Raw genomic sequence first — 22,463 nt, 5'->3', positions numbered from 1 at the left:
GCGTCAGATCCTGGCCGTCTGTGAGATCGGAGTACGGACTTCCGCGGCAAGGACCTCCGCGGACTGGCGCGCCATGGCCGCGACCACCCGGCTCGGCAGCCAGCCCGGCCCCAGCAGCGCACCGGCCGAGTCCAGGACCGTCGCCATGGGGGTGGACGACGCTCCGGGCAGCGCGCGCAGTACCTCGGGCGCGGTCGGGCGGGCGGCGGCGTCGCGCGTCAGGCAGCGCGCGACCAACGCCTGCAGTGACTCGGGTAGTTCCGCGGAGTCTGGGACCGAGTGGCCGGTCGCCGCGTATGCCAGAACCGCACCCAGTCCGTAGATGTCGCCGGGCGGCCGGGGCCGCCCGCCCGATGCCTGCTCGGGGGCCAGGCTGCCGGGCTCGAGCCCGGGCAGGCCGGTGCGCTGCTCGCCGTCCGGGGCCGCCGAGCGGACCGCGCCGAAGCAGGTCAGACGCGGTCCGTCCCAGGCGAGGAGTACGGAGGCGGGGGACAGGCCGGCGTGCGTGATGCCGATGGCGTGCGCGCCCGTAAGGGTCTCGGCCAGGGCCGCGCCCAGGGCTCGGACTGTGCGCTCGGGCAGCGGGCCGCCGTGTACGGCGAGCGCCACCGGCAGCGGGAGTACGGGAAGGTACGGAGAGGCGTACCAGGGGGTCTCGGACGGGGCGGCAAGCTCGGCGACCGGCAGCACCCACGGGCCGAGGAGCCGGCGGCCCGCGTCGGCCTCGACGAGGAAGCGTCCCGGATCGGTGCCGTCGAGTGGCGCGCTGATGAGTACCGTACGGTCACCGTCCGCGCTGCGCCCGATGAACCGGCGTACGGGGACCGGCAGTTGGCCGGGGCCGCTCGGGTCGAGACGGGTGATGAGGTGGTACGGGCCGATCCGTCGCGACCCGTCCGTGCGTGCTCGTTCCATCTGCGCATCCCCCCAGCCACGACAGCGGCCAGACGAGACTACCGGCGTGACGGCGCGGGCCGACGGGAGGGTCGGGGCGGCGGGCCTCAGGACCGGCTTGCCGGCTCGGGGCGGAGAAGGGGCATGCCTATCGGCCCCGGGCACCCGTGGCACCCGTGACTGCCCGGGGCAGTGGAACGGCCTCCAACGGCCGTACGCACCACCGGCGCGTGGGGTGGGGTGCCCGGTCGGCACCCCACCCCATGCGTCACGCGTGGGAGCCGGCCTTGCGACGGCGTACGAGGAACACCGCGCCCCCGCCGATCGCCACGGCCGCGCCGCTCGCGAGGGCAAGCTGCGGCATCGCGGAGGACGAACCCGTGGCGGCGAGGCTGCCGCTCACCGGACGGGACGTGCTGCTCTGTGCCTTGACATCAGAGGTGTTCGGCTTGGTGGTGCTGGGCTTGGCGTCACCGACCTTGCCGGGCTTGCTGCCCGCGGCGGCGATCAGGAACTCGTAGCCTTCGAGGTCCGGGTTCCCGCCGCAGGTGCCGTTGTCGTTGAAGTAGTCACCGGCGACGAAGGTGACGCCGTTGCCTGCGGGGGCCGAGGCGTCGACCTTGAGGCGCATCTTGATGTCGGCGTGGGCGCCGGCCTTCAGCGGGCTGATGGCGTCCATGTAGTGCTTGTTGTCGACGGTCTTCCACGTCGAGGACGAGGCGGAGGACCACTGCAGGTGCACCAGGTCATCGATGCTCTTGAGCCCGCTCCGGTCGGTCGCGTGGACGTAGGCGAACGGAAGCACCTCGTCCAACGTCTTGTCGGTGCCGTTGGTCACCCGGAGATTGAAGTCGACCTTCGTGCCGGCGACGACGGTGGACGGCAGACCCGTGACGACCGTGGTGAGCCTGGCCTCCGGGACGCAGTCCTCACCGTCCTCGCCACCCTCCTCCTCCTTGGCCTTGGCCAGCGCCTCGTCGGCGGCGGTCTTGTCAGCGAGGGCCGCCTTGGTGGCCTTCTGCGCCTGGTCCAGCTTCCGGACCGCGGCGACCCGCTCGTCGTCCCGCGCGTCCAGGGCTTTCACGACCGCGGCATCGGCGGCGGCCTTGGTCTCCTTGGCGGTCTCGGCGTCGGCCTTCGCTTCGGTGAGCTTGGTCGCGGCGGCGGCCTTCTCCTCCTCGGTGGCCGTCTCCGGGAGTGCGTCGACCACGGCCTGGGCGTCGATGACCGCCTGGTCGGCGTCCACCTTCGCGGTGGCGGCTTCCGCCGCCGCGGCCTCGGCGGCCTTGGCGGCCACGGCCAGAGGACTGGTGTCGGACAGGGTGGCTTCCAGAGCCGCCTTGGCGGCACTCTCGGCCTCTACGGCGTCGTCGTACGTCGCCTTCGCGGCGGCGGCGGCCTTTTCCAGCTCCGCGATGGACGGCTTGTCCTGCGTCTTGTCCTGCGTCTGTGCTGCCGGCTTGTCGTCGGCGAACGCGGGGGTGACCGACAGCAGGAGAGCAGGCATGGTCACTGCGGCGGCAACAGCTGTGGCAAGAATCGGGCGAATCTTCACAAGAGCCCTTCGGTGTCCGAAAAAGAAGAAGGGGTCGCAGCGGGAGGGGGCACGCAGATGCGACTTGAGGGGATCGTATGGCCGGGTCGGCGGTCCACCACCACGATTTCTTCACCTGTTCCGGCCGATACCACAGCACCGTGACCGACAGAAAAGGCGAAAGGGTGCAGTTGTATTCACCGCCTGCGCTTTCGCTGTGATCAATGCCACAGGCCCCTGGGTACGGTGTTCCACGCGTCCCCGGCGTCGCCCGCCCCGCGAGCGCCTGCACCTCCGCATACGTGTGCGCCTCCCCGCTCGCCGGTCGCCCCGCGCGGACGTCCACCGCCGCAGCTACGGCAGCACTTGGCGCGCGGCGGTAGAGGAGAAGTCGACGAACATCACACTCCGGGCCTGCGCTGCTCCTCATGAGGGTGCACCGAGGTGCGATTGCTCGAAGTGGGCTGGTGGGTCAGAGAGGGATGATCCGAACTTGGCTGCCGCAGAGCTTGGTCATGTCGTCGCTGTCGGATGTCGGCAGTGCGACTGGTTTCGGCCGGCGCAGCGCCATCTGGGCCACAGTGGCGTCGATGGCGTACTTGTGCCTGCGCAGTCCGGCTCCTTCGAGGAGCTCCGCGGCTGCTTTCGGAGCCTGTTCGGTGACCGGCTCCACTTGATGCGCGACAGGGACCGGTTCAGGCGCGGGGGCGCAGAGAGGGTCGCGCTTGCCCTCCTGGGTTCCGCCCCGGGGTCGGGTGACGCTCAGGAGGCGCGGCTTGCCGGCCCTCCGGCATTTGCGGCAGGGCGAGTTCCGACGACGGCAGCGGAGAGCCGGTGCGTTCCACCCGGTCGTGAACCAAGCGAGCGGTGGCTCGGATGGGTGCGATGCGGGCGTGTTGCCCGACGGGTAACAGAGTCAGGCAAACTAGAACGGCCCGGGTCAGTGACCTGGGCCTTCGCCGTGGAGCGGGTGACGAGAATCGAACTCGCGCTCCGAGCTTGGGAATCAACCAGCACTGTTTTTGTGCACGGCCTCTGAGCTGCGGAAACATCCCCGCTAGGCTTTGATGTCGGCGCCTTGGCAGGCCCCTTGCTGACCGCTGTTTGCCGCCCTTACTGGCACGTTGTGGCACGCCCTCTCGTGGCAACTCAGTGGGAGGCAGCCTCTCCTCTGCCTGGCTGCGGCGCGGTGGGGCCCAACTTCAGCAACGAGGCCATCCCTGCCAGCGGCTGGCGGCATGCTCGCGGCCATGGTTGTGAACAGCGGCCTACGCGCACGGTGGGGGCGGCGTATGCGGTGCGCTGGGGCGGCGAAGCGATAGCTGAACTTCGAGCCGGGCGATGAAGAGCTACGTAGGTGCTGGGGCTTCCGGTGTGTTATTCGGTCTTGCACTCTCCACCAGCAGGCGAGGGTTGATGGGGTTCTTGAATACGGCGGGGATGCTCCTCGCTCGGCTCGCTCCTGTGTCCACGAAATGGGGTGTTTCAACGAGCGACGCGTGGGTCATCGGCCGGGATCAGGATGGTGCAGATGTCGTCCTCGGAGCAGGCGGCCGGGTCGGTGGCAGCGGCACGCCGGGCAAGACCACGCAGTGCCTCGCGGGTGGCGGTCAGTTCGGCCAGGCGGCGTTCGATGCCGACGAGGCGCTGGTCGATGAGCGCGGTGACGTGTGCGCAAGGGACCTGGCCGTCATCGCGCAGAGCAAGGACGGACCGGATCTCCACGAGGCTGAGGCCGGCGCCCTGGGCATCGCGGATGAAGCCGAGCCGGACTATCGCCTGCTCGGGGTAGTCGCGGTAGCCGCCGGGGGTGCGGGGCGGGGCGGGCAACAGGCCGACCTGCTCGTAGAAGCGGATGGTCTTGGTGGTCAGCCTGCTGGCCGCCGCGAGGTCGCCGATACGCATACCTCCAGGCTAAGACTTGACCTTCCAGTGTGCTGGAAGGTCTAGCGTCGGGGCAGAACGATGAGCCGGGAGGATGAGCAGGATGCGGATCACAGTGCTGACAGTTCCGGAATGCCCGAATGCCCCGCTGGCCCTGGAGCGGGTCACCGAGGCACTGGCCGGCAGGGCGGCGGAGGTAGAACTGGTCGAGGTCCACGACCAGGAGCAGGCTGCCGCGCGCGGGATGACCGGCTCACCGACGATCCTGCTCGACGGCGTGGACCCCTTCGCCCCGGCCGACGCGGTCCCGAGTGTGTCGTGCCGCCTGTACCGGGACGCTGACGGCCAGGCCGCCGGTGCCCCCAGCCTGGCCGCGCTGCGCCAGGCGTTCACCGGTGTGGGCGGGGCGGAGGCTGTCGCACCGGGGGACTGCTGTGAGATGGACCCCCTCGATGTGGTCGGGCGGGCCGGGCGAGGCCGCCGTGCACCTGCCGAGCGCGGTCTGCGGGCGGTGCAGCAAGCGGTGCTGCGGCACTTTTCCGATACCGGTACGGCGCCTGGGGCCGACGTACTGGAGCCGGTCGCCGCGCTGGCGGGTCGGACGGCCCGTCCGGTGTTGGCCGAGCTGGCCGCCGAGGACTTCCTGACCCTTGACGAGACCGGGCGGATCCGAGCCGCGTACCCGTTCTCCGCTGTGCCGACCCGCCACCGCGTGGCGATCGACGGCGGCGTGGAGGTGTGGTCGATGTGTGCGATCGACGCGCTCGGCATCCCCGCGATGCTGGAAGCGGATGTGGTGATCTCTTCCACGGACCCGGTGAACGGTGAGCCGGTCATCGTCACCACCCGGGGCGGGGTAACCGCCTGGGAGCCGGCGGAGGCGGTGGTGTTCGTCGGGCAGCGACCCGGCGGCGGGCCCGCGGCCATGACGTGCTGCGACGCGCTGAACTTCTTCACGTCCACCGTCTCTGCTCAAACCTGGGTCACCGGCTATCCGGACATCCCCGGCCGCGTGGTCGCCCAGGCACAGGCCGAGGAGATCGCACGGAAGACCTTCGGAGCGCTGCTCGCCCCCTGACCTTGTGCCGTAATTCCGGCGTGCCGACCAGGCCCGCCACGCGTCCTTGTCCGCGGTGGTGGCGTAGGAGGTGGTGCCGGTAGGAATGGGCGATGCTGCCGAGGAACGTACATCTTGCTGAGCGTGTCCGGTCTCCATGCGGCCATCAGTCTTCGTGCGGGGCCTCCAGCTCTTGGAGTCGTTCGCCGATGTCGTCAGCCCATGCCTGTGCCCACTGCCGCAGCCTGGTGATGGCTTGCTCGTCGAGTCCGTAGGCGGCGAATTCCGTGTCGTCGATCGTTCCGACGACATCTTCGAGGGACAGCACCAAGCCGTGCCGTGTGCACGGGTGGCTGCCAGAGTGTTTCCTTGAGGATGTCGACCTCGCACTCTTCATGACTGCCGGGATCTGTGACGATCAGGCGCGCGGAGAGCCGGTCCGTTTTCAGAGCACTGACCTGCCACCCGCGTTGTTCCAGGCCGGTTCGTACGGCAGCAGTAATGTTCTCGGTTGCGACGTCGAGGTCCTGGCTGAGCCGGTCGACCAGGCCGTGCGCCTGGACCGCATAACCGCCGGTAAGGACCAGAGGGTACGCACCGCCTACGGCGAGCACGTCTGCGAGCAGGCGACGGTGCAGGTCTGTGAGGTTCATGCAACGGCCTGGGCGCTGTGGGCCAGTTCACCGAAGGAGCGTTCCCATACTTCACGAACATCACGGCTGATCAGTGCGCAGTGTGGGCCACAGGCTGATGAGAAGGCCGCGGTTGAGGCTCCGGCGCAGTTCGGGCCTCGCTGCACTCGCAATTGGGGGGTGATGAGGCGGTCGTCGCTGTACGGGTTGTCGGTGGCACGTACTAGCGTGCCTGCAGCGTTCCGTTGCTGTTTGTACGCCTTGAGGAGCGACGATGCCCGGAGACACACCCGAGCTCCCCGCGAAGGACCTACGTACCCTGGTACCGGCGTACGCGGGCCTGCGCGGGAAGCCACCCTCCTCTACCCGGAGCCCGGCGGCCCTCGCGTGCGGGGGAGTGCGTCGGGGCGAGCTGCTGTGCTCCGCGGAGGGCTTCTGTGTTTCTCGTCCGCACCTCTGCATGCCGGGGCCGAGATTGCGATCTCGGAATGGGCAGAGACCGCTGTTGACCTCCGTGATCGCAGAACTTTTATATGGTGGTTCGCAGTCGCCGGTATGTCGCTGAGAACGGAAAGCTCGCCCAATTGTGATTCGATCGGAGTTGTCACTCGGTGCGCGCAGTTCGGTGTTTTGTCTGTGTTTGACGCAGGGTGCCGTGAATGCGCAATCTGCTTGCGTCGTCCTTCATGTCCCGTAATCCCTGGCGGGCGCGCGGTGTCAGTTGAGGCACCTCGCGGCGTTTTCGGAACGTCTGCATACATTCGGTATGTGGGCGCCCCTCTGCCTTGCGCTGTGCCATATCTGACACCGCGCACCGATCCACCAGGGATTACGGGACAGCCCTTGGCTCGCGCGGTCCTCGCGTCGGATATCCGGCCGACTTCCCTCGGCGGTTGGCGTCGTTGCTGAAAACAGTGCCGAAGTAAGAGGTTGCCTCTTGGGTGCCTCCGTATTTCTCTATGAGTGCTGCGTTTCGTCGGTGATGTAGGAGGAGTTGTCCGCCGCTCTCCCGGAAGGAATTGTTCGCAGGTTGGCCAGTGTCACCGTGAGCGCGAAGCCATGCGTAATGGGAAGTGGCTGATCCTTTTCATGGTAGAGTCTCAATGAATTCACAGGACGCCGCGATTAAAAGGGGAATGGCGTGAATATCGAGAAGGTTACGGCTCGACGTCTTACAGCCGAGGAGATTTCAGGCTTGGGCCCCCGGGACGGAATCTTCGTCTCGGCAGGGATGGGCGGCCTTCCTCTCGACTGCTATGCCCCGGCTTTTCTCACGGAGCCGGGCAAAAATTTCGAGGGAGGGTCCTTCGCTGCGAGGACGGTTTTCGGTGAGGAGATTCACGTCCTCCCGGACAATGCTGAAGAGGCCGGGATCTGGATTGCTGACAAGGAGGGGGAGGAGATCGAGGTTCTCCAGAGTGCCGGCGTCCTCCTGAACCTTGCCCTCTTCGTGCCCAGCGGGAACAAGGAATCCCTGGAGTCGCTCTACTCCGCCGCGCGGGACGCGTTCGGTGCCGGGGTCGTTCAGCGCTGGAGCGAGGAAGTCGTCGCAGTGCCGGACGTCAAGGTCGACCTGTACGAGGAGCCGGCCCGGGCGCGGAAGAACGCGAACAGCCAGAACCGCGACCGCCGCGCCCTGGACATCTACCCGACCCGAGTGCGGTTCCTGGAGCCCAGCGAGGGCTGGAAGTTCATTGTCGAACCGCACAAGGAGATCGTGGATGACACACCGACGATCTGACCTGGTGGCAGCTTGAAGGCCACGCCGGATGCACAAGCCCGCTCCCGGTGACGGATTCAAGAGGGCGTAGCAACCCTCTGGTCAAGCGGCTGTTATCAGCAGTTCAGTCAGACGCTCGGCTGGAGTTTCCCAGCCGAGCGTTCTGTGTGGGCGGGAGTTGGATTCCGCAGCGACAGCGTCCGGGCGGTCGTGGCACCGAGGGTGACGGCCAGGGCGAAGACGGCGGAGATGGCAGTCCAGTCCACAACCACCGGGATGTCTCCGGGCCCATTCCGCGCGACGGTCAAACGCACATCGTCTGGCAATCGAGCACGATCTCTGCACTCGCAGCAGTTCACGTACGCACGACTTCCTCCGCGTACGGGCGAACGCCCAGCCGGTCCCAGTCCAGGACAGCCGTCGGCTCGCTGTCGGCCCAGAGAAGCCGCAGACAAGAGCGGGTGACGAGAATCGAACTCGCGCTCCGAGGTTGGGAATCGCCGTTGCTCGATGGGATCTTCAGCCATCTGACCTGCGAGAACGCTCTCATAGGCGGCTCTTGGCGGTGATCTGGCCGCACTCGTTCCGACCGCTGTTCACCGCCCCGAAGGGCACGGTCGGCCAGCCTGAATGGGCAGGTTCTTCCTCACCAAGGAGTCGAGCGGCGTCCCTATTGCGGCGCGTCGCAATCCTGGCAGCGGCTCACAGCCGCCCGCTCGATGTTGCCCTGGGTGGCGCGGAGTGGGCTGGAGGGCGCGAGACGACGCCATGCTCCGACGGCCGGGCCACTGCCTGGGGGAACGTTCGCGGCAACCAATGCCGCGGCCTCGCGAAGGCTGAGGCGGTACCCGAGCACGCGTGACGGTATGTGCGGCGACCACCGTGACCAGTGGAGAACCACGTTCCACAGTCCGTCTCCACTCGGCACTACGCGCGGAACCTCCTCGTAGAAGGGGTCAGCCGTACTGCTGAGGAGGCTGAACTCGCCGTGCGACGGAAACGGGAAGAAGACGCGCAGGGTCGGCTGCGCATACAGGGCCTCAGCCAGTTCGGCGTTGCCTAGTGCCGCATCAGACAACCTTTGCCCCGTAGTGACGTGACGCGCCGTTCGGATGCTGGTCCGGACGGCGCGGTGTCGCCAGGCTGTCCGGGTGGCAGAACGAGTACGTGTCCGCGAGATCGATGACGACGAGGGGCAGCGCCTGTTGCGGACCATCCGCAGAGGCACGGGGTCGGTGGTGACCTGGCGGCGCGCCCAGACGGTGCTGCTGTCCGCGCAGGGTATGCCCGTGGCGAAGATTGCCGAGGTGACGTTCACGAGCGCGGACCGGGTCCGGGACGTGATCCACAACTTCAACACCGACGGCTTCGACTCCCTGTATCCGAAGTACAAGGGCGGCCGGCCCAGGACCTTCACCCTGCCCGAGCGGCGCGAGATCAAGAAGATCGCGAAGTCCAAGCCGGCCGAGCACGATCTGCCGTTTTCGACCTGGAGCCTGACCAAGCTGGCGGACTTCCTGGTCGCCGAGGGGGTGGTCGACGACATCAGCCACGAGGGCCTGCGCATCCTGCTCCGCGAGGAGGGCGTCTCCTTTCAACGCCTGAAGACCTGGAAGACCTCCAAGGACCCTGACTACGCGGCGAAGAAGGCCCGCGTCGAGCACCTCTACGCGATCGCCGACGTCGAGGTCATACCCGAGGAGGGCGAGCCCGAAGTCGTCTTCTGCATGGACGAGTTCAGGCCGCTCAACCTGATGCCCCACCCGGGCCGGCAGTGGGCCGAACGCGGCGGCAAGCACAAGGACCTCGACCGCGAACCTCGCCGCAGGCGGCGGGCGACCTACAACCGCTACGGCGGAGTACGGCACCTGTTCGCCGCCCTGGACCTGGCCAAGGACAGGCTCTACGGCCACATCAAGCCGGTCAAGAAGCGCACCCAGTTCCTGGAATTCTGCCGCTACCTGCGCAGCCTCTACCCGCCCCAGGTCCGTATTGCGATCGTCTGCGACAACTTCTCCCCGCACCTGACCACCAAGAAGTGCCAACGCGTCGGCACCTGGGCCGCGGCGAACAACGTCGAAATCGCCTACACCCCCACCAACAGCTCCTGGCTCAATCGCATCGAGGCCCAGTTCACCGCGTTGCGCTACTTCACCCTCGATGGCACCGACCACGCCAGCCACAAGGAACAGGGCAGCATGATCCGCCGCTACATCATCTGGCGAAACCGCCACGCCGACGACCAGCGCCTACGCGCTGTCGTCGACAGGGCTAACGCTGCCTGATCCGGCGCTAAACGCCAGTGGTGCCATCGATGCGTTCCCGGACCAGGTCGGCGTGGCCGTTGTGGCGGGCGTACTCCTCGATCATGTGGACGTAGATCCAGCGGAGGTTGACGTCCTGCTCCATGAAGCGGCCCGTATCGGTCAGAGCACGGGCGGCGCAGTGCTCGCGGGCGCGGGCGATCTCCGCGTGCCAGGTGGCGAGGGCGTCACTCAGGGCGGCGCCCGCAGCAAGGTCGAAGCCGCCGTCGGGGCCGTCCGGGTCGGCCTGCGGGTCGTAGATGGGCGGGGCCTGTTCTCCGGCGAGCACGCGGCGGAACCAGTTCCGCTCCACCTCCGCCATGTGCTGGACCAGGCCGGTCAACGTGAAGCCGGACGGCGGCACGGACGCGACGGCGGCCTGCTCATCGTCCAGACCCTCGCACTTCATGGCCAGTGTGGTGCGGTGAAAGTCGAGCCAGCTTTCAAGCGTCGTGCGCTCGTCGGCGTTCAGGGGCGGCATAGGGCGATCGATGGCGCTCATCGGTCGATTATCGCCAGCGGCCGAAGCCGTCGACAGGCGGGGCCTCGCTACAGGGCGAACGTTGCCTGATGCGGCACTAGCTTGATCACCGGCGAGCGTTCCAGAGTCAGCCGCCAGGCGGTCGACACCACCCTCCCCGGCGGTGCCGCATCCAGCGGGCCCGCCGAGAGAAATGTCCACTCACGCCGCAGTTGATCGATCGATGCCCCCTCACGCCAGGCGTGCAGGATGGCGTCGACCACCGCGAGGTCATCGGTGCTTCCGAAGGCACCCCAACGCCACCCGGAGTCCGTGGAGATCTCGATACGGAACTCGCGTTCGTCAGTGTTGGTTGCGTATACGGCGAACCGCGCCTCTCCACGTGCGCAGCGTGCGGAGACCGCGGGGCCGTACCCCTCAACGGAATCCATGGGTTCGACACGGTGCCCGCGGCGAACCGCCTCGCGAGCCAGCGCTTCTCTCAAGCCGCCTGGCGCAGCCAGCTCCGGATAGAACTTGGACAGCTCTTCGCTTGGACGTCCGTTCATGCACCCACCGTATGCCGCGGGAACTGAGCCAACCGTGGGTGCGGGAGACTTCGTATCCGCTCCGCACCCAGCAGCACCATCCCGACCACCTTCAAGCTCGGCTCTGCCTGGGGCGAATGTGGTCGGGATGTGAGCCTGATGACGCTCGCCGCACTTCGGCCGGCACTCCCCGAATGGCGCCCAGTCCCATACCGGAGTCTGAGCGCCCCCGCCCGTGCCATGTCCATAGCCGCGGGTTCGGTTCTCGTCTCATGCCCTCCGAGCCCATCCACTGCGGGCGATCAGTGGCCTTCTGGTGCGGATCTGGTGCGAGAACCCTGAAGCGGTCCAGACAACAAAGAAGCCCCCGGCCGCTGGCCTGGGGCTTTTTCATGGGGCGGGTGACGAGAATCGAACTCGCGCTCTGAGCTTGGGAATCTATGGCGGGTTGGGCATCGAGGTAGGTCCTGACCTGCGAAAACAGTGGATCCGATGGCTCGCTCCCGGGGTGGGTGAAGGCCCCGTATTGACCGCTGCGCACCGATCTGAAGGGCACGGACGGGGCACGACGGGGCAGGTGCCTCCCGCCATCGTTCACTGGTGTCGAGTCCGGCTGTTGACGCGTCGGGGTTCCTTCAACGAGTCAGGGGTTTGCAGCCGCCAAGCCGGTGCTCCCTGCCGCAGGCCCTACGAGTCGACTGCGGTGGGGTCGAGGGAGTCGATGTCCTCCATGAAGCCCAGCATCCGGGCGTTGACGACGTCGGGGTGGTCGATCTGTGGTCCGTGGCCGGTCGCGGCGATGATCTCGGCGCGGGCGCCGGGGATCAGGCGCGGTACGCGCTCCAGCTGCCGCTGCGGGTGTACCAGGAGGCTGCGCTTGCCCATGATGAGGTAGAGCGGGGTCCGGATGGAGCGCAGCGCGTCCTCGGCCAGCGGCAGAGGTGCGGGACGGCGGATGCGAAAGGCCCGGGCGCCTGCCTGGACCCACTTCCGCAACTCGGGAACGGCGATGACCGGCTGCTCCAGCCAGGAGGCGAGGCGCGGACGCAGCGCCTTGGGAGCGAAGCTGGCGAAGAGGCTCACGAAGACCCAGGCGAAGAAGCGCAGGCCCACCTTCTCCAGGCCGCCCGGGTCGAGGGCGGTGACCGAGGCGAGCCGTCCGGGCCGGCGGTGCGCCTGGTTGAGCACCAGCCAGCCGCCGTAGGACGAGCCGACGAGGTGGACCCGGTCGAGGCCGAGCGCGTCGAGGGCCTCGTCCATCCACTGCGCGGCGCGCTCGGGCTGCCACATGGGCTCGCGGTGGACGCTGCGCCCGGCGTCGCCGGGGGTGTCGAGCGCGTAGACGGGCCGTTCGGCGCTGAGCTCGGGGGTGTTGGGGTACCACATCGCCGAGCAGTAGCCCGCGCCGTGGATCAGGACCACCGGAGTGCGGGACTCGGCGGCCGGGTCGGTGGGGCCGTACCGGTAGACGTGCGTGGTGCCGAAGCTCGTCTCGACGTCCGTCTCGGAGCGAGCGGGTGCGCCCATCGCGTAGAGGACGTCGCTGGCGGCGAAGTAGCGGTCGCGCAGGGTGTCGTTGACGTAGCGGCCGACGTCGCGGCGCACACGGGTCGTGTTCTCGGGCACGGGCACCTCCGGGAAGATCGTTCTTCGTGATACGACCGTACCATGATAATGGTACGGCGGTACCATGAAGAAGTTCGGGCAGGCCGGACCGCGAACGCGACCGACGGGCGGAGACACGGCACATGCCAAAGCGCGTGGACCACGAGGAACGACGCACCCAGATCGCCGAGGCGCTCATCCAGGTCGCGGGGCGGCGAGGGCTGCACGCTGTCGGCATGCGGGACGTGGCTGCTGAGGCCGGTGTCTCGCTCCGGCTCGTGCAGTACTACTTCGAGACCAAGGAGAAACTGCTCTTCTATGGGCTCCAGCACCTGACCGACCGCTTCACGGCGCGGGTGGGCGCCCGCCTCGCCGCCGCCGGTCCGGACCCGGACCCGCGCGCGACGATCGAAGCGCTGCTGCTGGCCTCCCTGCCGACCGACAAGGAGAGTCGCACCTTCCACCTCCTCTACAGCTCCTACTCGATCCTGTCCGTGACCGACGAGGCGCTTGCAGCCCAGCCCTTCATCGATAACCCCGATGCCGCGGAGAACGCGCTGACCGGGCTGCTCGAACAGGCCCAGGCGTCAGGCATGGCCGATGCCGGCATCGCAGCGCGCACGGAGGCGATCAGCCTGCTCGCCATGACGGCGACCATGGGTACCAGCATCCTCGTGGGCCAGCGGAGTCCGGAGTCGGCCATCGCGGTACTTCGTCACCATCTGGACCGGATCTTCTCGGCCACCGAGACGTCGGTGAACGGGGCGGCGGGCTAAATCTGGCGCGCTGTCAGGGCACTTGTGGCACGCGAATGGCGGGTGGGCTCCGAGGGGTCTGGACAACGAAGAAGGCCCAGGTCTCCGACCTGGGCCTTCTCTCAAGAGCGGGTGACGAGAATCGAACTCGCGCTCTGAGCTTGGGAATCAACGGTTCTTGAACGGCCGTATTAGCTCTGACCTGCACGTTTGATCGGGGTGGTAGCGGTTGGCGGGGTCTCTGGGCGCCGTACATGACCGCTGTTGTCCGCTCCGAAGGGCACGGATGGGGCACGGCGGCCGAGGGGCGTCCAGCCCCTGTCGCGAACCGCATTCCTGTCGAATGGGCGGCATCCGTCAGGCCGTCAGTCCTCGTGCGGGGCCTCAAGCTCGTGAAGCCGTTCCCCGATGTCGTCGGCCCAGGTCTGTGCCCACCGGCGCAGCCCGGCAATTGCCTGCGCGTCGAGTCCGTAGGCGGCGAATTCCGTGTCGTCGATCCAGTCGGCTCCGCTCAGCCGCGCTTGAAGCTCGCTGAGGTCGAAGGAGTCGCGGGCATGGCGTCGGCCGAGCTCTTCGAGCTCGACGGGGCTCCAGCGGCTCGTGGCGGCCTGCACATCGATCAGGTCCCTGGCGAGTCCGCGGTCGGCCAGGGCACGGACCTTGGTGCCCACGACATCTTCGAGGGACAGCACCAGGCCGTGTTCGGTTTGTACGGGTGGTCGCCAGAGTGCTTCCTTGAGGATGTCGACCTCGCACTCTTCGCGACTGGCAGGGTCGGTGACGATCAGGCGCGCGGACAGCGGGTCTGTCTCCAGGGCTTCTACGTGCCATCCGCGCCGCTCCAGTCCGGTGCGTACGACGGTCGCGATGTCCTCCATGGGATCTGGGTTCTCGGTCGCGACATCGAGGTCTTGGCTGAGCCGGTCGACAAGGCCGTGTGCCTGGACCGCGTAGCCGCCGGTGAGCGCGAGAGGGTAAGCGCCGCCCACGGCAAGCACGTCTGCAAGCAAGCGGTGGTGCAGGCCCGTGAGGTTCACGCAGCGGTCCGGGCGCTGTCGGCCAGCTCGCCGAAGGCGCTCTCCCAGACCTCGCGGACATCCGGGCTGACCAGTGTGCGCAGTGTGGGCCACAGACCGACGAGCAGGTCCTGGTCGAGGTACTGGACCAAGTCGTCGCGCCGGCCCTCGGCCAGCACGATCCGGTAGTAGCTCATCCGTAGCCGGGGCCGGTCGAGGTCGAACGTGGTCAACCCCGACCAGGCAAGGTGGAGCGGCAGGTGTACCGGGCCGTGTTTGGGACCGGCAAGCTCGGAGAGCGCTGCGGGCAGGCGCCGGACGAACTTGGCACGACGGAGGTCGGAAAGACGAGGCTGTGATGCCATGCATCGATTATCCAGGAAGAGCCGACGATGAGCGGCTCGGGCCGCAGACATCACTCCTGCGAGGAGGACACCGGCGCGCTGCCCCGTCGGCGGCGCCGACGATGCCGCCGCCTGCGGTGCCCATCTTGGAGATCGACGGTGGAACTCGGCCCCCAGCACCAGCGTGACGCCCACCCCCAGATCGCCCAGGACGATCGAGAGCGTCTGGCCACCGGACTGGCTGTGGAGGAGGCGACGATACCGGCCACCGCACTGACCAGACCCGGCACCTCTGAGATGCTCTCTATCGAGTTCTGCCAGCTGTTCGCTGCGCGTGGTGGGGCTGAGTCCCACGATTCTTCGGAGGGGAGAGCGTGTCGAAAACCGATCTTGTGGCGCTCGTCTTCGCTGCTTGGACAGTGTCGATATGGGCCCTGACCATGACGGCAACGTCGCAGCGCCGAGGTAAAAGAACGCTCTTGGAGCGGCTCTGCTGGGCTCGCGCGCGGTTGCACGCACGACGTCGTCGTGCTCACTTGGTGCGCCAGATTCGCGACAGCTCCCTGGCGACACGTCCAGACTATCCAACGCTGGACTACTTGCAGCGCGAAGACGTCCTCTATCAGGTGTCGAGGAGGGCACTCGGCATAAAGGTGATCGTCCCCGTCTTGACATCCTTTTCAACGGGGTTAGCCCTTGCAGCAACCATCGAACGCGCAGCCTGGCATGTCTGGCGCGACGCCCTCGCTGTCGGGGCCCTCGTGACGCCCATTCTGATCACTGCCGTGATTGCTTCACTTGTCTCGAACCAAGGCATGCAACGGTGGACAACCGAGGTTGTGACAGCCACGGTACGTAGGGCCTATGAGTCACTTCTCAAGCCTCTGGAAGTGAAGGGGAAGGTGCCTCTGACAGCATCGCCCTTCAACTCCCCGCATGTCGCGGCAGTCCAAGCGTTGGAGGACTTCGCCATTGCGCTGGAGAGATACGCCCTGCAACGTGCGCTTCCCGACGGCCGCAACCCCATGCCCCAGGTCGTGGCTCGATTCTCAGCAGCCGCCGCCCTCGTGCGCGAGCTTCGGGACGGGGTTGAACTTGATCGCATCGACGGTGCGAAGTCTGCTCTGCTCGGAGTCGAGAGAATCCTGAAAGTCCTCGCCAGTGGTCAGCTGCAAGATCTCGCGCCCGGTGGTGCATCCGCCGACGAGCTGTTGCACAGCCACCGGGAGCGCAGAGCGTGGCGACAGCAGGTGTTGCGAGGATCTGCGTTCACCCTCTGTCTCGCCGGCATCGTCTTTGCCTTGGCCTCATCAGCCGTCGGCGTCGCCCTGGCTACGGCCGCCGCTGTGGCTGTAATGGCTACTTGGGACAAGATTCTTCGCCTCTCCACTGGCTCGGACGTGAATAGGCCAGCGAGCAGCTGACTGGCACTTTCGGACAGCCTTTGGCTCAAAGGACAGCTCTATCAAACCTGAAAAGAGACATGCTGCGGTGTGGGATGACCTCGTTGCCCGGAGTCTATGAGGTCGGGCAACGAAAAGGGCCCCGGCCATTGGCCTGGGACCCTTTCAAAGAGCGGGTGACGAGAATCGAACTCGCGCTCTGAGCTTGGGAATCTTGGTCCGAGCCCTTCCGACTCCCGTCTGACCTGGACGGAAGCGACCCCAAGGGGACTCTCGCGCCACCGCCGAGGATCCGTCATTGACCGTGGTTTACCGCTCTACGTGGTGCGGAGGTGGTGCGTAGGTTGTGCGCGCTGCGAACGCGTCAGGTTCGTCAGTCCGTGATCGTCCGCTAGCCGAGTCGGGTGTTGGGCGCGCCATCCGGAGCTGGGCGTCCAGAGTGCACTGGCCACCGACAGAGTCATCCCAGCCGGGCAGTACTGACGAGAAGAGGAGCATGGCAGGCTTGAGACAACTACGACGGAGAGAGGGAAGACGCGTGTCGCAGCAGGCCAGCCCCCGCGGGACCTTCCTGAAGATCGCTGATGTTGTCAGGGCTCAGATTGAAGCCGACGACGAAATGACCGAGCTGCCGTCGGCTGCGGACCTGATGCGCGACCACGGTGTATCCCGCGGCGTCGCCCTTCGGGTCTTCGGTGCTCTCCAGAAGGAGGGGGTGGCAGAACCGGTGCCCGGCGCGCGCTGGCGGGTGGTTCGGCATGGGGAATCCGTCGACCGTCGACCGTTGGCCGAACGTCTTGCTGACGTGATCACGGATGACGAACTCGCGGTGGGGGCGGCCTTCCCCAGCGCGTCGGCGCTGTGCGCACGCTTCGGCGTCTCGCGACCGACGGTAAGCAAAGCACTCGACAAACTGCAGGCCGCCGGACTGGTGTCAGAAGGGAAGCAGGGGAAGCAGCGAACGGTGCTGTCTCTGCCGAGCCAAAAGGAGAGTGCCAAACCTTGAGTTCCACGGCATTGACTGACTGGGCCTACCCCCTCGCCGAATCGCTGCTCGCCGAGCCCCTGCCCCGCCGATGGGCCCATTCACAAGGGGTCGCGGAGAGAGCCCGTACGATCGCGTCGATCCTTGGGGCAGACGCTGGCCTCATGGAGGCAGCGGCGGTTCTGCACGACATCGGCTATTCACCCGACCTCGCCAAGACGGGTTTCCACCCGATGGACGGCGCGCGGTACCTCCGGCACGTCGCCCAAGCGGACGAGCGAGTGGTACGCCTTGTGGCTCACCACTCCTGCGCGTGGATGGAAGCTGAAGCACGCGGACTACGTGACGAGCTGGACGGAGAGTTCCCTCGGGAGCACCCCCATCTCGCCGATGCACTCTGCTACTGCGACATGAACACGACGCCGGACGGAACTCCGACGAACCCTGTGGACCGGGTGAACGAGATCGCCGGTCGCTACGGTCCGGACAGCCTGATCGGGAAATTCATCCGACGCGCGGAGCCGGAGATCCTCGCCAGTACTGCGCGCGTCGTCGAACGGCTATCGGCCGCCAAGCGTCAGCCGACGTAAGGCGTAGTGCGCGTCCGGTCCATCGCGTGCTCGATCCTGAGCCGCATGGTGGGGTGGATGTCGAACTGCACCAGGTCCGCCGGAGAGACCCAGCGGACCTGGGTTGTTTCGTCGCTCGTACGGAGCGCGCCGCCGACAGGGCGGGCACGGAAGCAGATGCTGAACTGCTGCCGTGCCTCGCCGTCGTCGTACAGCATCACGTGTCCGGGGTCGGTGTAGATCCCCGACATGTCGATGACCTCAGCCTTAACGCCGGTCTCTTCCCAGACCTCACGCACCACGGTGTCGCTGATGGACTCGCCGACGTCGTGACCGCCACCGGGCAGTGCCCAACGACCGTTGTCCGAACGCTGGATGAGCAGGACGTCGCCCATCTCGTTCTGCACGAACGCCACGACGGACGGCACGACCGAGTTGGCCGGCGGGGCGTCGGGGTCGTGGAGGTAGTCGATGCGTCCCATGTGCTCAAGCTCCCACAATGTCGTGATCCGCAATCGGGCGTGCGCTGCCCCATGCCTGTTCGATGCTATTCGCGTAGGTGTCGAAGAGTCCGCCTCCCGGGAGTCGTCGCAAGTGCAGGACGGGCGCCATGTAAGCCCCGATTCCGTAGACGTGGGTGTTCACGAGCATTTCGTCGTCGGATCGGAAGAGCGAGTTGTAGAGCGTTCCGTCGTGCAAGCGAAAGCCGATGTCGGGGTGGCTCGCGAAGAGCGGCCGGTAGTTCATCAGCGCGTTGCGGATCTTGCCGTCCATGATGCGGTGACCTTCGTCTATGCCGCGTTGACGCACCGCCGCGCAGCCCGGATCCCCCAGCAGAATCCGTACCTGAGCGGCCCCTTGCACCTTCCGCTTCAGGAGGTCATGGAACAGGGGATCCTCCGACAGCCACAGTCCGGAGTAGACGAGCACGTCGATGCGTGACTCGGCTCGTTCGTAAATCTCGCGCCACAGGTTGGTTGGCACCATGTGCCGGTGCGGATAGATGGTGACGATCTCGGCTTTACTCAGGTCCGCAGCCGTGTCGACAGCGCGAGCGTCGTCCGGCCACAACGTCGTCACGTCCACGTTGAGTCGGGCCGCGGTTGCGTACTGATGCCGCCGATACGGCACCTTGCCCTGAGTGATCCAGCGTTCGACCGTCTTCGGGTTGACCTCGATGGACTCGGCCAGGTCCTGCACGGTCATGCCCTGTGCAAGTAGGGCAGACCGCAAGCGTTCGTTGGACATCTCAACCCCCGATGGGACGTCTAGGGACGTCTCGAAGGTAGCCAGATGAATCTGAGCTGTCCACGCATGGGGTAACCAACGCCCCTGACCTGCAGCGATGCTGATGGTGCGCCAGGAAGTTCACGGCGCGAAACCGAGAAGTTCCATCGCTCCGCTTGACGGAACCCCGATGCAGCACCTGTAATGCAGGTATCGCATCGGGCCGCAAGGCGGAAGCGGTAAGAGGAGCCCTGTTCGGGCTGCTCTTGAGCTAAGGGCGGGGACGCTGCAATCCCGCTAAAGGCCAGGTAGGACGCAATGGGCTTCGGCCCGACTGGCGAGGTGGCCCGGCGACCGCGAGCAACGGCCGGAGAGTGGGGACGAGGTCCCCCTTGCAGTGCTTCATCCCATCCTGCATAGCCGACACCAAGGAGGTCGTGCCATGTACCAGCGATGTACCAAGGCCCTGTTCGTGCTGGACCGGCACGGGCGGTGATGCCCTTCGCGTCTACCTGATCCGCCGCTGAAGCGCACCGGGACAGCCGGTGATTCGCGGAGTCGGGATCACCCTCGCAGCGGTTGCTGCGCCGGTTGCCTCCTCCGTCCGTCCGGGCCTCCTTCGCGGGGCGCGTACGGGCGGGGCTGAGGGGAGCCGGAATCCCCTGGTTCCAATGAGCGCGCCGCCCGGAGTTGCCCCTCCGGACGGCGCTGACAGGCACCTGACTAGGAGGTCCCTGTGTTGACGAGTCTGACAGACGCGGAGCGGGACGAGCTGTCCCGTAAGAACGCCGAAGCGAACAAGCGCAGCGAGGACAACGCGCGGGCACAGGGGCGGCGCTGATGGCCACCTCAGTGTTCGCCGCCGTGTTCGTCACCCTGTACGTCGCTCACAGCGTGGGTGACCACTGGGTGCAGACCTCCTGCCAGTCCGCGAACAAGGGCAAGCCCGGCTGGACCGGCCGTCTGGCCGGTGCCCGCCACGTCGCCACCCTGACCGCCACGAAGCTGGCCTTACTCCTGCCCGTGGCCTTCCTGCTGGGACTGCACCTGTCCCTGCTGGGCCTTGTCGCCGGTCTGGGAGTTGACGCGGCCACGCACTGGTGGGCCGACCGCCGCAGCACCCTCGCCCGTCTCGCCGAGGTGCTCGGGCTGGGCGGCTTCTACCGGCTCGGTGCCCCGCGCGCCGGCCACGACGACAACCCGCACATCGGGACCGGCGCCTACGCCCTGGACCAGTCCTTCCACCACCTGTGGCTGCTGATCGCCTCGGTGCTCATCGCCACCGTCTGACCCCACACCCCATGAACGGCGCGCGGCCCCGGTGTCCTACCACCGGGGCCGCTTTCGGGCCGTCCCACCGACAGGAGAAAACGACCCATGAAGACCATCGCTGCACTTCAGACCCTCGTTACGGCGGCCTCGCTCGACGGTGGCCCGTCGGATGCCGACCTGGACGCGATCGAGCGGGAGATGCCCGTCATCGCGGCGGAAGTCGAGCTGCTGGACGTGCAGATCGCGCTGCTGGACCGGACGCCGAACGAGCTGGACGAGCGGCGCATCCGCCGCGCCCGCCGCAAAGTCCTCGCTGCCCGGACCGTGCTCGCCAACACCGGGACGGGGGAAGCCGCATGAACCTCATCACCTTCTGGTTCCTGGCCCTCTTCGGCATCGCCGTGGAGGTCCTGGGCCTGGTCATCGGCCGCCAGGACGTCCATTACGCCGGGGCTCTTGCCGCGGCCGGTGTCGTCGCCGTGCACCTCCTCCTCGTTCGTGGGGAGGGACGCGATGAGCGACAGCACCGGCCTTGATGAGCCGTTCAGGGATCTGCTGGCCGCAGTGGTCGCCGCGCTCGATCTGCCCCTGCCGGCAGTCGACGCGGCGGCCGAGCGCGCCCACCACCGGCTGCTCGAACTGCGGGCCCTGGACGTCCGTGTCGTGCTCGATGTGCTGACCCGCTCCCGGTACCCGGAGGCTGTGGCGGGGAGCGCGGCGGAGATCCGGCGCCGGACGATCAGGGAGCCGGTCGACTACGCCCCGTTCGTGTTCCGCGAGGAGGAGGGGACGGCATGAAGGCCAAGACTGTTTTGCCCGCCGTTGCGATGACGGCGGTTTCCATGGCTCTCACGCTGGCTGTGGTCATGCTGTGGCTGGGCCCGGTGATGCCGTGGATGGTGGCGCTGGTCGTCGGTCTCGGGATCGATGGCGGGTGGCTGGCAACCCTCGCCTATGAACGCCGCCTTGCAGCTCAGGGCGACCACAACGTCACGGTGACCGTGGTCGGCTGGTCTTTTGGCCTGGTCGCCACCGGGGTCCTGATCGCGCACGCGCTGACCGTCGAAGAGTCCACGGGTGCGTGGCTGGCCGTGGCGTGGCTGCCGATTGCGGCCAAGGCTTTGTGGCTGGTCCATTCCATGTGGGAGCGGACCGCGCTCACCTCTGGTGCCCTGACTCAGATCCGGGGCATCCAGCAGGAGGCCCGCGATGACGCGGCTGTGGCCCGTGCCCGGCTGCGGGCGCAGGCGGGCACCGAGGAGACGCGGCTGACGGCCGTGACGCAGGCCGGGGCACGTGTCGCACGGGTGCAGGCCGAGACCGCCCGGACCCTGGCCGACGCGTGGTCGACGCTGGAGCAGGCAAGGGGCGGTGAGGGCACGAACAGGGCTCTGACCAGCGTGACTACCCCCGTCACGCCCGACGTCACGCCGGGCGTCGCGCCCCGGTGGGAACTGCCCGTGTGGGGACCCTCCGAGCCGGTTTCCATCCGCGCTCTGGAGTCGGGGCCCGCGCTCACTGATGACGCCCTGGACACCCTGGTCGATGAGATCCGCCTCAGCGACGACCCGGCCTTGTCCTACCGCGAGGTGGCCGCGCGCTTCCGGGCCGCCGGTCACTCCGCATCCGAGACCCGGCTCCGCGCTTCATGGAAGCGGGTCGCCTGATGGCCACGCTCCCCGTATACCGATGGCGCCTCGCCCCGGACGAGTACGCAACCCGCCGCCAACTCCGCGCCATGGGCTTGCGGCCCGGCGGTCAGGACGTGGCCGCCCAGCTCGAACGCCCGCGACGGCGCCGCGGGCCGCTGGTCGCGTACCTGTACCGGATCGACCGGGCCAAGCCGGTACGGCCCATGACCCCCGCCCGTGCGGCGGCACTGGCCAAGGCCATGCGCGCACGCCGCACCTGCCCCGAGTGCCGACGCGACGCCGGGTACTGCATCCCGCCCACGCTCGGCGCATGCGTGACCTGCACCGACACCACCCACCGATGAATCAGAAAGCAGGCAGAACCATGGCGATCTTCAAGTTCGGCAACGTGACCATCAACAGCGACGACAACCCGTCGGCCGCCGACTTCAAGCAGGCGGCCGAGGCGAGCGGCGGCACCATCACCGGCGGCCACTTCGGCGGCGAGAACTACGGCATCACCGGCGGCACCTTCAACGGCGACATCCACATCAGCAACGACGCCGACCAGTAGGCCGCCCAACCAGCACCAGGAGCCCCGGCAACGCCGTGAGGGTGCCGGAT

Annotated in this window: 25 protein-coding genes and 2 pseudogenes; 14 read left to right on the top strand and 13 right to left on the bottom strand. The window is 67.4% G+C overall.

Features of this window, described 5'->3' with window-relative positions; genetic code table 11:
• Positions 1-3: 3 nt before the first annotated feature.
• From ACZ7L9_RS08165 to ACZ7L9_RS08150, 4 genes and pseudogenes are all read right to left on the bottom strand, one after another.
• Positions 4-915 (bottom strand): protein kinase family protein, encoded by a 912-nt coding sequence (locus ACZ7L9_RS08165; protein ID WP_471413578.1) that lies wholly within the window; start codon positions 913-915, stop codon positions 4-6.
• A 247-nt stretch (positions 916-1,162) separates the two neighbouring features.
• On the bottom strand, positions 1,163-2,449 hold the full coding sequence (locus ACZ7L9_RS08160) for an LAETG motif-containing sortase-dependent surface protein (protein ID WP_471413576.1): 1,287 nt from the start codon (positions 2,447-2,449) through the stop codon (positions 1,163-1,165).
• Between the two features lie 451 nt (positions 2,450-2,900).
• Positions 2,901-3,133: pseudogene (locus ACZ7L9_RS08155) on the bottom strand (DNA-binding protein); the annotation flags it as partial.
• Positions 3,134-3,913: 780 nt separating this feature from the next.
• A complete protein-coding gene (locus ACZ7L9_RS08150; protein ID WP_471413575.1) occupies positions 3,914-4,333 on the bottom strand; it encodes a heavy metal-responsive transcriptional regulator in 420 nt (139 codons plus the stop codon).
• 82 nt (positions 4,334-4,415) lie between these two features.
• Here ACZ7L9_RS08150 and ACZ7L9_RS08145 point away from each other — a divergent pair, with 82 nt between their 5' ends.
• Complete coding sequence (locus ACZ7L9_RS08145; protein WP_471413574.1) at positions 4,416-5,390, top strand: alkylmercury lyase family protein; 975 nt, start codon at positions 4,416-4,418, stop codon at positions 5,388-5,390.
• A 145-nt stretch (positions 5,391-5,535) separates the two neighbouring features.
• On the opposite strand, the pseudogene ACZ7L9_RS08140 reads toward ACZ7L9_RS08145, so the two are convergent.
• A pseudogene (locus ACZ7L9_RS08140) lies at positions 5,536-6,022 on the bottom strand (hypothetical protein).
• Between the two features lie 1,120 nt (positions 6,023-7,142).
• On the opposite strand from ACZ7L9_RS08140, the gene ACZ7L9_RS08135 reads away from it, so the two are divergent.
• On the top strand, positions 7,143-7,742 hold the full coding sequence (locus tag ACZ7L9_RS08135; protein WP_471413572.1) for a hypothetical protein: 600 nt from the start codon (positions 7,143-7,145) through the stop codon (positions 7,740-7,742).
• 649 nt (positions 7,743-8,391) lie between these two features.
• Here the strand turns inward: ACZ7L9_RS08135 and ACZ7L9_RS08130 are convergent.
• Positions 8,392-8,937 (bottom strand): DUF6193 family natural product biosynthesis protein, encoded by a 546-nt coding sequence (locus ACZ7L9_RS08130; RefSeq protein WP_471413571.1) that lies wholly within the window; start codon positions 8,935-8,937, stop codon positions 8,392-8,394.
• On the opposite strand from ACZ7L9_RS08130, the gene ACZ7L9_RS08125 reads away from it, so the two are divergent.
• Entirely contained in the window at positions 8,873-10,006 is a 1,134-nt protein-coding gene (locus ACZ7L9_RS08125; protein WP_471413570.1) for an IS630 family transposase, read from the top strand. The two genes, ACZ7L9_RS08130 and ACZ7L9_RS08125, sit on opposite strands and share 65 nt — an antisense overlap.
• A gap of 7 nt (positions 10,007-10,013) precedes the next feature.
• Here the strand turns inward: ACZ7L9_RS08125 and ACZ7L9_RS08120 are convergent, their stop codons facing one another.
• The 3 genes from ACZ7L9_RS08120 to ACZ7L9_RS08110 form a co-directional block, all read right to left on the bottom strand.
• Positions 10,014-10,526, bottom strand: coding sequence for a DinB family protein (locus tag ACZ7L9_RS08120; RefSeq protein WP_471413568.1), 513 nt, complete (start codon positions 10,524-10,526; stop codon positions 10,014-10,016).
• 47 nt (positions 10,527-10,573) lie between these two features.
• Positions 10,574-11,053, bottom strand: coding sequence for a hypothetical protein (locus ACZ7L9_RS08115; RefSeq protein WP_471413566.1), 480 nt, complete (start codon positions 11,051-11,053; stop codon positions 10,574-10,576).
• A 666-nt stretch (positions 11,054-11,719) separates the two neighbouring features.
• The gene (locus ACZ7L9_RS08110) at positions 11,720-12,658 is read right to left on the bottom strand and encodes an alpha/beta fold hydrolase (protein WP_471413565.1); all 939 of its coding nucleotides are present in this window, start codon (positions 12,656-12,658) and stop codon (positions 11,720-11,722) included.
• 122 nt (positions 12,659-12,780) lie between these two features.
• On the opposite strand from ACZ7L9_RS08110, the gene ACZ7L9_RS08105 reads away from it, so the two are divergent.
• Entirely contained in the window at positions 12,781-13,413 is a 633-nt protein-coding gene (locus tag ACZ7L9_RS08105) for a TetR/AcrR family transcriptional regulator (RefSeq protein WP_471413564.1), read from the top strand.
• 344 nt (positions 13,414-13,757) lie between these two features.
• Here ACZ7L9_RS08105 and ACZ7L9_RS08100 read toward each other — a convergent pair whose 3' ends face one another.
• Positions 13,758-14,429, bottom strand: a complete 672-nt coding sequence (locus ACZ7L9_RS08100) for a nucleotidyl transferase AbiEii/AbiGii toxin family protein (RefSeq protein ID WP_471413562.1) — start codon at positions 14,427-14,429, stop codon at positions 13,758-13,760.
• A complete protein-coding gene (locus tag ACZ7L9_RS08095; protein ID WP_471413560.1) occupies positions 14,426-14,773 on the bottom strand; it encodes a transcriptional regulator in 348 nt (115 codons plus the stop codon). The genes ACZ7L9_RS08100 and ACZ7L9_RS08095 overlap by 4 nt, the downstream gene beginning before the upstream one ends.
• Before the next feature lie 578 nt (positions 14,774-15,351).
• On the opposite strand from ACZ7L9_RS08095, the gene ACZ7L9_RS08090 reads away from it, so the two are divergent.
• From ACZ7L9_RS08090 to ACZ7L9_RS08080, 3 genes are all read left to right on the top strand, one after another.
• A complete protein-coding gene (locus ACZ7L9_RS08090) occupies positions 15,352-16,176 on the top strand; it encodes a hypothetical protein (protein WP_471413559.1) in 825 nt (274 codons plus the stop codon).
• A gap of 517 nt (positions 16,177-16,693) precedes the next feature.
• The gene (locus ACZ7L9_RS08085) at positions 16,694-17,161 is read left to right on the top strand and encodes a GntR family transcriptional regulator (protein ID WP_471413557.1); all 468 of its coding nucleotides are present in this window, start codon (positions 16,694-16,696) and stop codon (positions 17,159-17,161) included.
• Entirely contained in the window at positions 17,158-17,730 is a 573-nt protein-coding gene (locus ACZ7L9_RS08080) for an HD domain-containing protein (RefSeq protein WP_471413555.1), read from the top strand. Before ACZ7L9_RS08085 ends, ACZ7L9_RS08080 begins: the two co-directional genes overlap by 4 nt.
• Here ACZ7L9_RS08080 and ACZ7L9_RS08075 read toward each other — a convergent pair.
• Entirely contained in the window at positions 17,718-18,191 is a 474-nt protein-coding gene (locus tag ACZ7L9_RS08075) for an NUDIX domain-containing protein (protein ID WP_471413553.1), read from the bottom strand. The two genes, ACZ7L9_RS08080 and ACZ7L9_RS08075, sit on opposite strands and share 13 nt — an antisense overlap.
• Positions 18,192-18,195: 4 nt before the next feature.
• Positions 18,196-18,915 carry an XRE family transcriptional regulator gene (locus ACZ7L9_RS08070; RefSeq protein WP_471413551.1) on the bottom strand — a complete coding sequence of 240 codons (720 nt, stop codon included), beginning with the start codon at positions 18,913-18,915 and terminating at the stop codon, positions 18,196-18,198.
• Between the two features lie 861 nt (positions 18,916-19,776).
• On the opposite strand from ACZ7L9_RS08070, the gene ACZ7L9_RS08065 reads away from it, so the two are divergent.
• The 7 genes from ACZ7L9_RS08065 (at position 19,777) to ACZ7L9_RS08035 (ending at position 22,413) form a co-directional block, all read left to right on the top strand.
• Entirely contained in the window at positions 19,777-20,226 is a 450-nt protein-coding gene (locus tag ACZ7L9_RS08065) for a transcriptional regulator (RefSeq protein WP_471413549.1), read from the top strand.
• Between the two features lie 87 nt (positions 20,227-20,313).
• Positions 20,314-20,568, top strand: a complete 255-nt coding sequence (locus ACZ7L9_RS08060) for a DUF6284 family protein (protein WP_471413548.1) — start codon at positions 20,314-20,316, stop codon at positions 20,566-20,568.
• Complete coding sequence (locus tag ACZ7L9_RS08055) at positions 20,565-20,744, top strand: hypothetical protein (protein ID WP_471413546.1); 180 nt, start codon at positions 20,565-20,567, stop codon at positions 20,742-20,744. The genes ACZ7L9_RS08060 and ACZ7L9_RS08055 overlap by 4 nt, the downstream gene beginning before the upstream one ends.
• The gene (locus ACZ7L9_RS08050) at positions 20,722-21,006 is read left to right on the top strand and encodes a hypothetical protein (protein WP_471413544.1); all 285 of its coding nucleotides are present in this window, start codon (positions 20,722-20,724) and stop codon (positions 21,004-21,006) included. The genes ACZ7L9_RS08055 and ACZ7L9_RS08050 overlap by 23 nt, the downstream gene beginning before the upstream one ends.
• On the top strand, positions 21,003-21,875 hold the full coding sequence (locus ACZ7L9_RS08045) for a protein spdB (RefSeq protein WP_471413541.1): 873 nt from the start codon (positions 21,003-21,005) through the stop codon (positions 21,873-21,875). The genes ACZ7L9_RS08050 and ACZ7L9_RS08045 overlap by 4 nt, the downstream gene beginning before the upstream one ends.
• Positions 21,875-22,204 carry an RRQRL motif-containing zinc-binding protein gene (locus tag ACZ7L9_RS08040; RefSeq protein WP_471413540.1) on the top strand — a complete coding sequence of 110 codons (330 nt, stop codon included), beginning with the start codon at positions 21,875-21,877 and terminating at the stop codon, positions 22,202-22,204. The genes ACZ7L9_RS08045 and ACZ7L9_RS08040 overlap by 1 nt, the downstream gene beginning before the upstream one ends.
• Positions 22,201-22,413, top strand: coding sequence for a hypothetical protein (locus ACZ7L9_RS08035; RefSeq protein WP_471413538.1), 213 nt, complete (start codon positions 22,201-22,203; stop codon positions 22,411-22,413). Before ACZ7L9_RS08040 ends, ACZ7L9_RS08035 begins: the two co-directional genes overlap by 4 nt.
• The last annotated feature ends 50 nt before the right edge of the window (positions 22,414-22,463 follow it).

It is taken from the genome of Streptomyces sp. NPDC111516, assembly GCF_055635345.1.
The sequence above is the reverse complement of the archived record's forward strand: the minus strand, read 5'-3'. Positions and strand labels throughout refer to the sequence as shown.